A 13,987-nucleotide genomic window follows, 5' to 3' on the forward strand; every position below is an offset into this window, starting at 1 on the left:
CAGGCCGGGGGCAGTTGACCAGAACGCTCCGGTGGACGGGGTTTCTTCAGAAGGGACTAGCAAGTGATCAAGAAGGTTTTGGCTTCCGCCGCGGTCGCCGCGTCCGTCGTCGGGGCCGCCTCGCCGGCCATGGCCGCCGGTGATGGCGACGGCACCAAGTCCTACAGTGGCAACGGTGCGATGCAGTCGTACGGCAACTCGGCCACGTACGGGAACATGAGCCCGCAGATGGCGCTCATCCAGGGCTCGTTCAACAAGCCCTGCATCGGCCTGCCGGCGAAGGCGAACCTCCAGGGGCTCCTCGGATTCGTCGCGGTCGGCGTGGCCCAGGACGTGCCGATCCTCTCGGCGCCGCAGAACCAGCAGTGTGTCGAGAACTCCACCCAGGCCAAGGGCGACGAGCCGCTGTCGCACATCCTGGACGACATCTCGCTCCTCGCCGACAACGGCTGAGTCACCGGGCTGCACTCTGAGCCCTCGTCAGCGGGCCGCCGGACCACCGGCGGCCCGCTGTCTTGCGTTTCAGGACCTGGGAGCGCGTACGCGTGCCGGTGAGGGCGCTCACGGTGGGGCGTATGCGCTGGGCCAATCGGGGCAAAGCCCGCAACCCCGGCGGGGGTGGGGGCGTTGACGATCATGCAGCTCCTCCCCCGGAGTCCGCTTTTCGAAGGGAACGAACATGAAGAAGCTGTGGGCAACCGCGGCTGTCGCCGCCTCCGTCGCCGGTGTGTCGGCAGGCGCCGCCCCCCAGGCGCTTGCGGCCGGCGACAACGACGGCACCACCTCCGCCAGCGGCAACTACGCCAAGCAGGAGTTCGGCAACTCGGCCACGTTCGGTGACATGAGCCCGCAGCTCTCGCTGGTCCAGGGTTCGCTGAACAAGCCGTGCATCGGCCTGCCGGCCAAGCTCAACGCGCAGGGCCTGCTCGGTATCGTCGCGGTCGGCGTCCTGCAGGACGTGCCGATCCTCTCGGCGCCGCAGAACCAGCAGTGTGTCGAGAACTCCACCCAGGCCAAGGGCGACGAGCCGCTGTCGCACATCCTGGACGACATCTCGGCGCTGTCCGGCAACGGCTGAGCTTCCCTCCGCCGCGGCGGGTCACCGGGTTTCCCCCGGTGGCCCGCTTTTTGCGCGTCAGCCGCGGTACAGGGCCTCGATCTCGTCTTCGTACGCCCGAATCACCGTGTGCCGTTTGACCTTGAGGGACGGGGTCAGCATGCCGTTCTCCTCGCTGAACTCGCCCTCCACCAGGGTGAAGGCGCGGATCGACTCGGCTCGGGAGACGGCCTCGTTGGCGTAGTCGACGGCCTTCTGGACGTCCGCGCGCATCCGTTCGTCCCGGATGACCTCGGACATCGGGGTGTCCGCGGGCAGTTTGCGGACCGACAGCCAGTGGGCGACCGCGTCGGGTTCGAGGGTGATCAGGGCGGCGACGAAGGGCCGGTTGTCGCCGACGACGATGCACTGGCCGATGGGCGCGCGGCTGCGCAGCCGGTCCTCCAGGACGGCCGGGGAGACGTTCTTGCCGCCTGAGGTGACGATGAGGTCCTTCTTGCGGCCGGTGATGGTGAGGTAGCCCTCCTCGTCCAGCGAGCCCAGGTCGCCGGTGGCGAACCAGTCGTCCTGGAGGACGGCGTCGGTGGCGGCCGGGTTGTTCCAGTACGACGCGAAGACGATGCCGCCCTTGATCAGGACCTCGCCGTCTTCGGCGATGCGTACCGCGGTGCCGGGGACCGGGGGGCCGACCGTGCCGGGGCGGGGCTTCAGGGGCGGGACGATGGTGGCGGCGGCGGTCGTCTCGGTCAGGCCGTAGCCCTCGTAGACGATGATTCCGGCGGCGTAGAAGAACAGGTTGAGGTTGCGGTCGAGTGGGGAGCCGCCGCTGATCGCGTAGCGCATGCGGCCGCCTAGTTCCTTGCGGACGCGGCGGTAGACCAGCAGGTCGTACAGGGCCCATGCCGCGTACAGGGCGGGGCCGGGGCCCTTGCCGGTGCCGAGGAACCTGTTCAGGTAGGCCTCGCCGAAGCGGACGGCGATACGGTCGGCGCGGTCGAAGGAGGCGGCTCGGCCCATCTTCTCCGCGGTCGCGCGGCCGGTGTCGTGGATCTTCTCGAAGAGGTACGGGACACCGACCAGGAAGGTCGGGCGGAACTCCTTGAGCGCCGGGCGCAGTTCGTCGGGTTTCACGCTCGGGCAGTGGCCGATCTCGATGCGGGCCATCATGCAGGAGATCTGGAGGCTGCGGCCCAGGATGTGCGCGAGCGGGAGGAAGAGCAGGGTCGACGGGGTCTGGCGGGTGACCTCCCGGAACACCGGCAGCAGCAGTTCTACGGTGTTGGCGGCCTCGGCGTACAGATTGGCGTGCGTGATCACGCAGCCCTTGGGGCGGCCTGTCGTGCCCGAGGTGTAGCAGACCGTCGCGATGGTGTCGGGGGTCAGTGTCGTACGGCGCTTGGTGACCTCCTCGTCGGGGATGTCCCGGCCGAGGGTGGTGAGATCGGCGAGCGCGCCCGCGTCCAACTCCCAGATACGGGGGGTGTGTTGGAGGCCTGCGGTGGCTGTGGTGACCGTGGCGGTGTTCTCGGGGGTTTCCGTGATGACGTGGTGGGTGCCGGAGTCCTGGACGATCCACTCCACCTGGCCCGGGGAGGAGGTGGGGTAGATCGGTACGGACTGGCCACCGGCGGCCCAGATCGCGAAGTCGAGGAGCGTCCACTCGTAGCGGGTGCGGGACATGACCGCCACTCGGCCGCCGGGTTCCAGGCCCGCCGCGACGAGGCCCTTCGCGATGGCGGTGACCTCGGTCGCGAATTCTGTGGCGGTCACCTGGTGCCAGGTGCCGTGTGCTCTGCGGCGGGCGACTGTCGCGGTCGGGGCCTCTGTGGCGTTTGTGAAGGGGATGTCGGCTGTGGTGCCGATGGGGCGTTGCGGGGCGAGGGGTGGAGTGCGGGCCTCGGTGACTGTGCCGTGGTCGTCCTTGGTGATCTCTACCCTGGTGCGGGTGAGAAGGTCGGTACGGGTCTTTGCTCGCTTCAGGTCCTTGCGTACGCCCATGACGGCTCCCGGTCGCGACTTTGCGGCTCGGACTTGCGGTTCTTCGGCTTACTGAAGAGTCAACTTACTCGGGCGTAGCGGTTGGTCAATGGGTGCGGCCGGGTGTCGGTGCGGTGACTAGGTCAGGTGATCGGCTCGGCGTATCGCCTCCGACAGTTCGTGTACCGCCTCGTCCTCCGTGTCCTCCGCCAATTCTTCGGCCCTTTCGCCGAGTTCGCCCAAGCCCGGAGCTCCCGGCAGGGACTCCCAGCGGTTGTCTCCGGTGCGGAGTGCGTCCGCGAAGTAGGCCGCTACCGCCGTTACCTGGAAGCGGGGGGCCGCGGTCCAGAGCGAGTCGTTCAGGGAGTCCGTCTCCAGTTGGCCTGACTCCTCGTGCGGGGTGCGGGAGTTGGGGTCCTGCCAGCGGACTGTTGCTGTGGCCAGGTGGCCCTGGGCGGTTGGGGTGGTGCGGACTGCGTAGAGGGCTGTGACCGTGTGGCCGGGGCCCGTTTCGCCGCCGTCGACCGAGTCGTTGCGGAAGTCCTCGTCGGCGACCTGGCGGTTGTCGTAGCCGATGAGGCGGAACTCCTTCACCGTTTCCGGGTCGAAGGAGACCTGAGCCTTCGCGTCCCGGGCCGTCAGGTCGATGTTGCGCGGGAGTTGTTCGCTGAAGACCTTGTGGGCCTCCTCCTCCCCCGAGACGTACACCGTGTGGCCGTCGCCCTTGTCCGCCAGGCGTTCCATGAGGGCGTCGCCGTAGTCGCTGCCCACGCCTACGCCGAAGAGGGTGATGCCGTACTCCTCACGGGCGCCCGCCACTCGTTCCAGGATCGTGTCCGCGTCCGTGTCGCCCGTGTTGGCCAGCGCGTCCGAGATCAGGACCACCCTGTTCGTCGCGCCCTCGCGCAGGCCCTCCACCGCTGTCGCGTAGCCCGTTTCCACTCCCGCGCCCAGGTTGGTCGAGAGGGTCGGCTCCAGGCTGTCGATCGCCTCGTGGATGTCGTCGCGGTTCTCGCCCAGGCGCGTCATCGGCAGGACCGTCTCCGCCTCGTCGCTGAACGTCACGATCGCGACCGAGTCGTCGTCGCGCAGGCGGTCCGTCATCACGCCGAGCGAATCCTGGGCCAGGTCGAGGCGGCCCTCCTCGCTCATCGAGCCGGAGATGTCGATGACGAAGGTGAGGGCGGCCGGCGGGCGTTCCTCTTCGTCGGCCGCAGCTCGCGTCGCCAGGCCCACGCGGACCAGCGACCAGTCCTCGCGGTTCGTGCGCGCGCCGTCGACCGTGACCGAGAAACCGTCGCCGTCGGGGCGGTCGTAGTCCTGGCGGAAGCTGTTGACGAACTCCTCGGGGCGGATCGTCCCGGGGTCGGGCAGCCGGCCTTCGGCGAGGGTGCGGCGGGCGTAGCCGTAGGAGGCGGTGTCGACGTCGAGGGCGAAGGTGGAGAGGAGGTCGGGGGACGGGGCGACCTCGCGGGAGTCGCCTTCGTCGTCCTGCTGGTAGTGGTCGCCGCTGTCGGGGGCCGGGGCCGGGTGGTAGCCGCCGCCGCTCTTGTCCGAGCTGTTCGAGGCGTCGTCCGATCCCGCGCCGCAGCCTGTCAGCAAGAGCCCCGCCGCCGTGAGCGCGAGTACCGCGCCCCGCAAGTACCGTGCCATCTTCCGTGCCCCCTTGGTCCGTTGACGTCGACTTCTGTGACTGTGACGGGGCAAGGGGGCGGAACGTGCGGTACGGAGCGTTGCGGGTGGGTCTCGAAGTGGGCACGACGGGGGGCCTTCGAGACCGGTGGGTGATCTTCCGTTGACCTACGACACCACGTCCTTGCGGGCGAAACCGCGGAAGGCCAGCGCAAACAGGACGACGGCGTACGTTACCGAAATCGCGGCGCCCTGGATCATGCCCGACCACTCGGGAGTGGGCTGGACGGCGTCCGCCCAGGCGAACTGCCAGTGCGCGGGCAGGAAGTGGCGCCAGTCGCCGAGGGCGGTCACGGCGTCGAGGACGTTGCCGACGATCGTGAGACCCACCGCGCCGCCCACCGCGCCCAGCGGGGCGTCGGTCTTCGTCGACAGCCAGAACGCCAGCCCCGCGGTGACCAGTTGGGAGACGAAGATGTACCCCACGACCACCACCAGGCGCTGTGCCGCGGTGCCCGCGTCCAGCGAGCCGCCGGTGGGGATGGCCAGCGGGCCCCAGCCGTAGGCGGCGGTGCCGACGGCCAGCGCGACCACCGGCAGCAGCACCATGGCGGCGAGGCTGAGGCCGAGTCCGACGACGAGCTTGGACCACAGCAGCCGGGCCCGGGGCACGGGCGCCGCGAGCAGATAGCGCAGGGAGGACCAGCCGGCCTCCGAGGCCACCGTGTCCCCGCAGAACAGGGCGACCGGGATGACCAGCAGGAAGCCCGCGGAGACGAACAGGTTCACCGCGGCGAAGTTGGCGCCGGAGGCGGTGGCCGTGTCCAGCAGGGTGATGCGGTCGCCGCCCTCCGGCTCACCGCCGATCGCGAAGGCGACCAGCAGCACGAAGGGCAGTACGGCGAGGATGGCGCCCATGACCAGGGTGCGGCGGCGCTTGAGCTGGCGGACCAGTTCGACGCGCAGCGGCAGGGTGCGGCCTGCCTGGTAGCCGGAGGCGACCTCGGTGAGCGTGCTCATGCGGAACCTCCGATCAGGGTGAGGAAGGCGTCTTCCAGTCGGCGGTGCGGGCCGACGGACTGCACGGGCACTTCCAGGCGTACGAGTTCGGCGACCAGGCGGGATGCGCTGCCGTCGGCGTCGAGGCGGACCAGGAGCCCGTCGTCGGTCCGTACCGCCGAGGCGACACCCGGCAGAGCGGCCACCTTCTCGGCGACCGGCTCCTCGACCGGCGTGGCCGTCCCGACGAGCAGGGTGTCGCCGGAGCCGACGATCTCGCCGACCGGGCCCGCCTGGACGAGCTGTCCGCGGTCCATGACCACGAGGTGGGTGCAGGTCTGTTCCACCTCCGCCAGCAGATGGCTGGAGACGATCACCGTGCGTCCGGCGGCCGCGTACCGGATCATCACCTCGCGCATCTCGCGGATCTGGGGCGGGTCGAGACCGTTGGTCGGTTCGTCGAGGATCAGCAGGTCCGGCAGGCCGAGCATGGCCTGGGCGATGGCCAGGCGCTGGCGCATTCCCTGGGAGTACGTCCGTACCGCGCGGGCCAACGCGCCGCCGAGCCCGGCGATTTCCAGCGCCTCGTCGAGGTGGGCATCCTCCGCCGGGCGGCCGGTCGCGGCCCAGTACAGCTCCAGGTTCTCCCGGCCCGACAGATGCGGCAGGAAGCCCGCGCCCTCGACGAAGGCGCCGACGCGGGACAGGACCGGGGAGCCGGGGCGGATGGCGTGGCCGAAGACGCGGATCTCGCCGCCGTCCGGCCGGATCAGGCCCATCAGCATGCGCAGAGTCGTCGTCTTGCCGGCGCCGTTCGGGCCGAGCAGACCGAGGACCTGGCCCGCCTCCACGCGGAAGGACAGGTCACGGACGCTGTAACGGTCGCCGCCCGCGTACTTCTTGCTCAACTCCGTGATCTGGAGCGGGACTTCCGCCAGCTCCGGGTCGGGGGCGGGGCTCGCGGTGCGGCGGCGGGCGGTCAGCAGCAGGGCCGCGGCGATCAGCACACCGGCGATCGGCAGCCACCACACCCACGCGGGGAGCGGGGCGGCGGCCGTGCTGACGCCGGGGGCCGTCGGCACCGACAGGTCGCTCTTCAGGGAGACCTGGTACGTCGCCGGAGCCGCCGGGGAGGCGTAACCGAGGTCCGTGGAGGAGAGGACCAGACGCAGGCGGTGGCCCTTGTCGATCTCGTGGTCGACGGCGGGGAGCGTGATCGTCACGTCCTTGCCGGACCCCGCGTCCTCGACGCGCAGGGGCGTGACCAGCTGGGAGGGCAGCACCTGCCGGCTGCCGTCGGCGCCTACGTCGTACACCTTGGCGAAGAGGACGGCGTCCTCGCTGGTCGACTCGACGTGGACGGTGACCGTCGGGGAGCCGGTGATGCGCAGGTCGTCCCGGACGGGGGCCGAGTCGAAGCGGGCGTACTGGCCGGGGAAGTCGAGGGAGACGCCGACGCCGAGGGAGGAGAGCTGGGCGAGACCTCCGCCGCCGAGTCCTGGCAGGGCGGAGATGGCGGGCGGGTTGGCGCCGGCGGGGTTGGCGAAGCTCTGCTCGCGGCCGGTGAGGGCGATGTCCCGCTGTCCGCTCTCCAGGCCCGGGTAGCTGTCCCCGCTCGCGCCCCTCAACAGGGCCTCGCCGTCGCTGGAGTCGACGCCTCCGGTGCGGGTGACACGGAAGGCCGGGCCGGTGTCGGCGGCCTTGTCGTCCTTGAGGTAGCGGTCGAACCAGGCCTGTACGCGTGCCCGGACGCGGTCGGCCTCCAGGTCGCCGCCGTCATGGCCGCCCGCGATCCAGTCGACGTCGACGGGTGCGCCGTTGGCCCGGATGGCCTTCGCGGCGGCGTCGGTCTGGCCGAGCGGGAAGAGGGAGTCGGTCTGGCCCTGTACCAGGAGCGTGGGGACCTTGATGCGGTCGGCGACGGCGGACGGTGAGCGTTGTTCCAGCAGCTCGCGCGCCTCGGCGTCCGGGGTGCCGGACTCGGCGACCCGGTCGTACATCCGGCAGATCTGTGCCTCGAACCGCTCGCAGCCGCCCGCGGTGTTGACGAAGATGCCGGCCCAGAGCTTCTTGAAGACGCCGTTCGGGAAGAGGGCGTCGGCGAGGTTCCAGTAGGTGATCGCCGGGGCTATCGCGTCGACGCGGTCGTCGTAACCGGCGCCGAGCAGGCTGATCGCGCCGCCGTAGGAGGCGCCGGCCATGCCGACGCGTGGGTCGCCGGTCTTGTCGAGCTGGACCTGGGGCTGCTTCGCCAGCCAGTCGATGAGCCGGGAGACATCGGCGACCTCGGCCTTCGGGTCGTTGAGGCCGACCTTTCCGGTGGACTCGCCGAAGCCGCGGGCCGACCAGGTCAGCACCGCGTACCCGTCGGCGGCCAGGTCCTCGGCCTGCTCGCGTACGTCGTCCTTGCTGCCGCCGAAGCCGTGGCCGAGCAGCACGGCGGGGCGGCGCTCACCCCCGGCGGTGGTGAAGTACGAGGTGTCCAGGCTGGCGCCGCCCACGTCCATGACCCGGTCGGCGCGCCGTACCGCGGGCCCGTCGTCGGAGGCGACGGCCGTCCAGGTGCCGGCGCCGGCGAGCACGACGACGGCGGCCCCGGCGGCCAGCAGCCGCCGGGGCCGCCGGGACGGCCCTCGCAGTCGAAGATCCATGATTCAACGGTACGGGGTGAACCTGTCGTCAAGTTATCGACCGCAGGCCGAACCGGCAGACCTCCCAGGGACGTACGGCGACCCCTGCGCATACCGCATCCGTGGTACGGGGACCGCTGTTCGAGGGACCACCCGATCCGCTGAAATACCCGGGGAATACCGGGAAACCGCACGTCCGGGCGCCGGGCGCGGCAGATCCTCGAAGGTCCGCCCCCTGCGATCGGAGACGCCCTGTGCGTATGACGGACATCCAGCGCTGCGAGGCCCGTCCCGGAAGGCTCGTCGAGTTCACGCTCTCTCCGGCGACCGTCGAGGCGGCCGCGGCCCTGCCGGACGACTCCCGGCCACCGGCGTACATCCAGGAGTCCCACATCAGAACGGCCCGGGCGGTGCGGGAGGACGGTCTGTTCGTGCCGACCTGGCTGGGTACGGCGTTCGACATCCCGGGCCCGATCGACCTCGACGCGCTGGAGAGCGCGCTGCGGGCGTGGACGCTCCGGCACGAGACGCTGCGCAGCGGCTTCCGCCAGGACGGCGACGCACTGCGCCGGTTCACGCTCGACCCCGGCTCCGTGTCCCTGCACCGCGAGGTCGTCGGCGACTTCACCGACGCGACGGAGCTCGTACGGCATCTCCAGGCCCGCTTCGATGTCGCGGCGGACGCGCTCGGCTGGCCGAACCTCATCTACGCGGCGGTCGTCCGGGAGGACTGCACCAGCGTGTACATGGCCTTCGACCACAGCAATGTCGACGCCTACTCGATCAACCGGATCCCCGCCGAGATCCACGAGCTGTACGCGGGCCGTGCGGTCGAGGACGCGCCGGTGAGCAGCTACATCGACTTCTGCCGGATCGAGCGGACCGACGCGGACGGGATCGACGAGAACCATGAAGTCGTCGGCCGCTGGCGGGAGTTCATCCGGCGGTGCGACGGAATGCTGCCGGGCTTCCCCGTCGATCTCGGCCTGACCCCCGGCGGGCCGCTTCCCCGGCAGAAGCTCATGCGCGATCCGCTCGTCGACGCGGAGGGCGCCGCCGCGTTCGAGGCGTACTGCAGGCCGTACGGCGGAAGCCTGGTCGGTCTGCTGGCGGCGACCGCCCTCATCGTGCGGGAGATCGGCGGGCAGTCCGTCTATCGCACGGTCGTGCCCTTTCATACGCGGGTGAAGTCACGGTGGTCGGAGTCCGTGGGGTGGTACGTCGGGGGTGCGCCGATCGAGGTGACCGTTCCGGCGGACTTCCCCAGCGCCCTCAAGGCGGTACGCGCGCAGTTGCATGCGGCTCGGCCGCTGGCTCGGATGCCGCTCGCTCGGGTGCTCGCGCTTTTGGGCGCCGACTTTCGGCCTACGTCGCCTGATCTGTACTCGATCGTGTCGTTCGTCGATGCGCGGGGGATTCCTGGGGCCGAGGAATGGGCCGGGCTTTCGGCTTACGGGCTGATCAGGGTGTCGTACGGGGATCAGGTGTGCGTGTGGGTGAACCGGCTGCACGAAGGCTTGTGGTTCGCCAGCCGGTATCCGGATACGGACGTCGCCTACAAGAACCTGCGGCTTTATGTGGAGCGGTTGCGCGACATCGTGGTGGGGGTGGCTCAGGGAGTCTGATCCGCCGGAAGTGAAACCAGCCACCGGGTGTCCCGGCGGGGGCGGAGGTACAGGGCCCAGTACAGCGTCGCCACCGCCGTAATGCCGCCCGTCCACAGCAGGTACTGCGTCTCCTGCTGGGTCAGGATGTACGTCAGGACCACGATCAGCAGGATCGGCATCGCCGGCCACAGGGGCATCCGCCAAGCCGGGGTGTACTTGTGGGTCCCGCGGCGGGCGAGCAGCGCCGCCACCGCCACCAGCAGGTACATGCCGGTCACCGAGACGCCCGTCACGCCGTACAGGGTGTCCAGGTTGACGAAGCACAGGGCCGCTCCCGGGACGCCCACCGCCAGGGTCGCGACCCAGGGGGAGCCGAAGCGGCCGAGCTTCGCGAAGACCGTGTTGATCGGCTGGGGCCAGGCCTTGTCGCGGGCCGAGGCGAACAGGACTCGGGAGTTCTGGATGACCATGACGATGCCCGCGTTGATGATCGCGAGAGCCACGCAGAGGCTGACGAAGGTACCGACCGCGGAGTTGGACCAGGCGGTGACCATGGTGCCGATGTCGCCGCCGGTGAGTGCGGAGAGGTCGGAGGCGCCGAGGGTGATGCCGATGACCGGGACCAGGATGATCACGGCGGAGATGCCGAGGGTGGCCAGGACCGTACGGGCGACGTTCTTGCGCGGGTTCTCCAGCTCCTCGGAGAGGTAGACCGCGGTGGAGAAGCCCTGGGTGACGAAGAGGGCGATGGCGAGCCCGGAGACGATCAGCATGGCCGTCACGGTGTCGACGCCGCCGTCGGCGCCGGCCACCTGGAGGGAGACCAGGCTGTCGGGGCCGCGCTCGGCGTGGGCGAAGCCGAGGACAGCGACGACGGCCGCCGCGATGACCTCCAGGACCAGGAAGACACCGGTGATCCAGGCGTTGGCGCGCAGGTCCAGCAGACCGGCGAGGGTGGCGAGCAGCATCACACCGGCGCCCGCCATGGAGGGGTTGAGATCGACGATCGGGGCGAGATAGTCGGCCGTGCCCATCGCGATCACCGGGGGCACGATCATCACGACCAGGAGGGAGAGGACGAAGACCAGCCAGCCCGCGAGACGTCCGGCCATCGTGGTGACCATCGCGTACTCGCCGCCCGCGCTGGGGATCAGGGTGCCGAGCTCGGAGTAGCAGAACGCCACGGCGATACAGAGCAGCGAGCCGATCGCGATGGTGAGGGCGGTGGCGGTGCCGAGCGAGCCGAAGAGGTCGGGGACGACCACGAAGAGGGTGGAGGCCGGTGTCACGCAGGAGAGCGTGAGCAGAGTGCCGCCGACGACTCCGATCGAACGCTTCAGCTCCGGTGCGGGAGCCGATACGTCATCGGCGACGAGGGACTTCTCCAGCGTGTCGGTCATGCGGCGGTTCCGATCGACTCGTGTGGCGGTGATTCGGCATGGAACACCGACGAAAACCATTGCGTCAATGGTTGTTTACCTACGAAATCCGCAGCCAGGAAGCCTTCTTGATCGCGTATACAGCAGAACAGGCAAGCCGCTTCTGCTTTTGTCTCTGTGCGGGAACCGCAAGGTGAAGGTCGAAAAAACTGCCGGGGTCCGGCATACGGACGTGTCAGTGGGGCCCGCTAGAGTCCCTTCGTCACACAGCGAAGACACAGTCATGGGGTGGGGACACATGAAGCTGAGGCACACCACTGCCTGGGTGGGGCTCACGGCGGCGGCTCTCGTGGCGGCCACCGGGTGCGGTTCCGAGGCGGCCAAGGAGACCTCGAAGAAGGCGGCCGAGGCGGCCGTCAGCAACACGGACAAGATCATGGCCGCGCTGACCCGCGCCACCGACCGCACCGAGGAGCTCGGTTCGGCCGAGGTGAGTATGTCGACCGACCTGGGCACCGGCACGCCGATAGCCATGGACGGCACCTACTCGTGGGGCGACGGCATGGCCTACGACATCCAGATGGACACCAAGGCCGCCCAGATGGAGGCGCTCCAGGACGACCCGACGATCCACTGTCTGCTCGTCGACGGCGTCTACTACTACGACGTCGACCCGCAGCCCTCCGGCCCGATCGCGGGCAAGGAGTGGATCAAGGTCGACTCCTCCGCGGTGTTCGGCGACAGCGGCAGCCAGGCCTACAAGGGCGGCGGCGACAGCGGTAACCCGACGGCCTCGATGAAGAGCCTGAAGTACGCGAGCGATGTCGAGGACCTCGGCAGCGAGACCGTGAACGGCCAGAGCACGACCCATTACCGCGCCGTGCTCGACGAGAGCGACATGGGCCAGTTCAAGGACGCTTACAGCGGCGAGGACAGCATGCTGGGCGACATGACCGGCGGCGCCACCACCATGGCCATGGACATCTGGGTCAACGACAAGGACCTGCCGGTCCGTATGAAGCAGGTCATGGGGACCATGAAGATCTCCATGGACTTCGCCAAGTTCGGCGCCACGAAGGACATCGACGCCCCGCCGGCCGCGCAGACCGCGGACCTGACCGAGGCGATCAAGGAACAGAACGGCCAGTGACACGACCGAGCCCGGGCACCTGAGGTGCCCGGGCTCAGCTGTGTCTCAGTGACTCAGTGGTTGCGCGGGAAGCCCAGGTCGACGCCCGCCGGGGCCTCGGAGGGGTCCGGCCAACGGGTCGTGACGACCTTGCCGCGGGTGTAGAAGTGCGTGCCGTCGTTGCCGTAGATGTGGTGGTCGCCGAAGAGGGAGTCCTTCCAGCCGCCGAAGCTGTGGTAGCCGACGGGGACCGGGATCGGGACGTTCACGCCGACCATGCCGGCCTCGATCTCCAGCTGGAAGCGGCGGGCGGCGCCGCCGTCCCGGGTGAAGATCGCGGTGCCGTTGCCGAACGGCGAGCTGTTGATGAGGGCCACGCCCTCCTCGTAGGTCTCCGCGCGCAGCACGCACAGCACCGGGCCGAAGATCTCGTCCTGGTACGCCTTCGCGGACGTGGGCACCTTGTCGAGGAGCGAGATGCCGATCCAGTGGCCGTCCTCGAAGCCGTCGACCGTGTAGCCGGTGCCGTCCAGGACGACCTCGCAGCCCTCGGCCGCCGCGCCCTCGACGTAGGAGGCCACCTTGTCGCGGTGGACCTTGGTGATCAGCGGGCCCATCTCGGAGGTGGGGTCGTTGCCGGGGCCGATCTTGATCTTCTCGGCGCGCTCGCGGATCTTCTCCACCAGCTCGTCGCCGATCGCGCCGACGGCCACGACCGCGGAGATCGCCATGCAGCGCTCGCCCGCGGAGCCGTAGGCGGCGGAGACGGCGGCGTCGGCCGCCGCGTCCAGGTCGGCGTCCGGCAGGACCAGCATGTGGTTCTTCGCGCCGCCGAGGGCCTGGACGCGCTTGTGGTTCGCGGAGGCCGTGGTGTGGATGTAGCGGGCGATCGGGGTCGAGCCGACGAAGGAGACGGCCTTGACGTCCGGGTGCTCCAGGAGGCGGTCGACGGCCACCTTGTCGCCGTGGACGACGTTGAAGACGCCGTCGGGCAGACCGGCTTCCGCCAGCAGCTCGGCGATCTTGAGGGAGGCCGAGGGGTCCTTCTCCGACGGCTTCAGCACGAAGGTGTTGCCGCACGCGATGGCGATCGGGAACATCCACATCGGGACCATCGCCGGGAAGTTGAACGGCGTGATGCCCGCGACGACACCCAGCGGCTGCCGGATCGAGGAGACGTCCACGCGGCTGGCGACCTGCGTGGACAGCTCGCCCTTCAGCTGCACGTTGATCCCGCACGCCAGGTCGACGATCTCCAGGCCGCGCGCGACCTCGCCGAGGGCGTCGGAGTGCACCTTGCCGTGCTCGGCGGTGATCAGCTCGGCGATCGCGTCCCGGTTGGCGTCAAGCAGCGCCCGGAACTTGAACAGGATGGTGGTGCGCTGGGCCAGCGAGGACTGGCCCCAGGTCACGTAGGCCTCCTTCGCGGCCTGCACCGCGGCGTCGACCTCGTCGACCGAGGCGAACGCGACCTTCGTGGTGACCGCGCCGGTGGCCGGGTCGGTGACCGGCCCGTAGTTACCCGACGCGCCTTCGACGGTCTTGCCGCCGATCCAGTGGTTGACGATCTTCGTCAT

10 protein-coding genes are annotated in these 13,987 nt (G+C 69.7%); 4 read left to right on the top strand and 6 right to left on the bottom strand.

What is annotated here, in order from left to right; genetic code table 11:
* Nucleotides 1–63 precede the first annotated feature (63 nt).
* Entirely contained in the window at nt 64–453 is a 390-nt protein-coding gene (locus OHT76_RS15995) for a rodlin (protein ID WP_328871501.1), read from the top strand.
* Nucleotides 454–679: 226 nt separating this feature from the next.
* Nucleotides 680–1,078 (top strand): rodlin, encoded by a 399-nt coding sequence (locus tag OHT76_RS16000; RefSeq protein ID WP_328871502.1) that lies wholly within the window; start codon nt 680–682, stop codon nt 1,076–1,078.
* Between the two features lie 57 nt (nt 1,079–1,135).
* Here the strand turns inward: OHT76_RS16000 and OHT76_RS16005 are convergent, their stop codons facing one another.
* From OHT76_RS16005 to OHT76_RS16020, 4 genes are all read right to left on the bottom strand, one after another.
* Nucleotides 1,136–3,055 carry an AMP-dependent synthetase/ligase gene (locus OHT76_RS16005; RefSeq protein WP_328871503.1) on the bottom strand — a complete coding sequence of 640 codons (1,920 nt, stop codon included), beginning with the start codon at nt 3,053–3,055 and terminating at the stop codon, nt 1,136–1,138.
* A 117-nt stretch (nt 3,056–3,172) separates the two neighbouring features.
* Nucleotides 3,173–4,687 (bottom strand): vWA domain-containing protein, encoded by a 1,515-nt coding sequence (locus OHT76_RS16010; protein WP_328871504.1) that lies wholly within the window; start codon nt 4,685–4,687, stop codon nt 3,173–3,175.
* Between the two features lie 147 nt (nt 4,688–4,834).
* Complete coding sequence (locus OHT76_RS16015; protein WP_328871505.1) at nt 4,835–5,686, bottom strand: ABC transporter permease; 852 nt, start codon at nt 5,684–5,686, stop codon at nt 4,835–4,837.
* Complete coding sequence (locus tag OHT76_RS16020) at nt 5,683–8,316, bottom strand: alpha/beta fold hydrolase (protein ID WP_328871506.1); 2,634 nt, start codon at nt 8,314–8,316, stop codon at nt 5,683–5,685. The genes OHT76_RS16015 and OHT76_RS16020 overlap by 4 nt, the downstream gene beginning before the upstream one ends.
* A 233-nt stretch (nt 8,317–8,549) precedes the next feature.
* Between OHT76_RS16020 and OHT76_RS16025 the strand changes: the two genes are divergently transcribed.
* Nucleotides 8,550–9,920: a condensation domain-containing protein gene (locus tag OHT76_RS16025; RefSeq protein WP_328871507.1), complete on the top strand. Its 1,371-nt coding sequence runs from the start codon at nt 8,550–8,552 to the stop codon at nt 9,918–9,920.
* On the opposite strand, the gene OHT76_RS16030 is transcribed toward OHT76_RS16025, so the two are convergent.
* A complete protein-coding gene (locus OHT76_RS16030) occupies nt 9,908–11,302 on the bottom strand; it encodes an APC family permease (RefSeq protein WP_328871508.1) in 1,395 nt (464 codons plus the stop codon). The two genes, OHT76_RS16025 and OHT76_RS16030, sit on opposite strands and share 13 nt — an antisense overlap.
* A gap of 277 nt (nt 11,303–11,579) precedes the next feature.
* Between OHT76_RS16030 and OHT76_RS16035 the strand changes: the two genes are divergently transcribed.
* Nucleotides 11,580–12,431, top strand: coding sequence for a hypothetical protein (locus OHT76_RS16035; protein WP_328871509.1), 852 nt, complete (start codon nt 11,580–11,582; stop codon nt 12,429–12,431).
* A gap of 53 nt (nt 12,432–12,484) precedes the next feature.
* On the opposite strand, the gene mmsA is transcribed toward OHT76_RS16035, so the two are convergent.
* Entirely contained in the window at nt 12,485–13,987 is a 1,503-nt protein-coding gene (gene mmsA / locus OHT76_RS16040; protein ID WP_328871510.1) for a CoA-acylating methylmalonate-semialdehyde dehydrogenase, read from the bottom strand.

The sequence above is a fragment of the Streptomyces sp. NBC_00287 genome, from assembly GCF_036173105.1.
In the GTDB taxonomy this organism is placed as follows: Bacteria; Actinomycetota; Actinomycetes; order Streptomycetales; family Streptomycetaceae; genus Streptomyces.

Coding starts and splice junctions, on each gene's coding strand:
- OHT76_RS16000 (WP_328871502.1), top strand. CDS start 680: ATGAAGAAGCTGTGGGCAACCGCGGCTGTCGCCGCCTCCGTCGCCGGT.
- OHT76_RS16005 (WP_328871503.1), bottom strand. CDS start 3,055: ATGGGCGTACGCAAGGACCTGAAGCGAGCAAAGACCCGTACCGACCTT.
- OHT76_RS16010 (WP_328871504.1), bottom strand. CDS start 4,687: ATGGCACGGTACTTGCGGGGCGCGGTACTCGCGCTCACGGCGGCGGGG.
- OHT76_RS16015 (WP_328871505.1), bottom strand. CDS start 5,686: ATGAGCACGCTCACCGAGGTCGCCTCCGGCTACCAGGCAGGCCGCACC.
- OHT76_RS16020 (WP_328871506.1), bottom strand. CDS start 8,316: ATGGATCTTCGACTGCGAGGGCCGTCCCGGCGGCCCCGGCGGCTGCTG.
- OHT76_RS16030 (WP_328871508.1), bottom strand. CDS start 11,302: ATGACCGACACGCTGGAGAAGTCCCTCGTCGCCGATGACGTATCGGCT.
- OHT76_RS16035 (WP_328871509.1), top strand. CDS start 11,580: ATGAAGCTGAGGCACACCACTGCCTGGGTGGGGCTCACGGCGGCGGCT.
- mmsA (WP_328871510.1), bottom strand. CDS start 13,987: ATGACGAAGATCGTCAACCACTGGATCGGCGGCAAGACCGTCGAAGGC.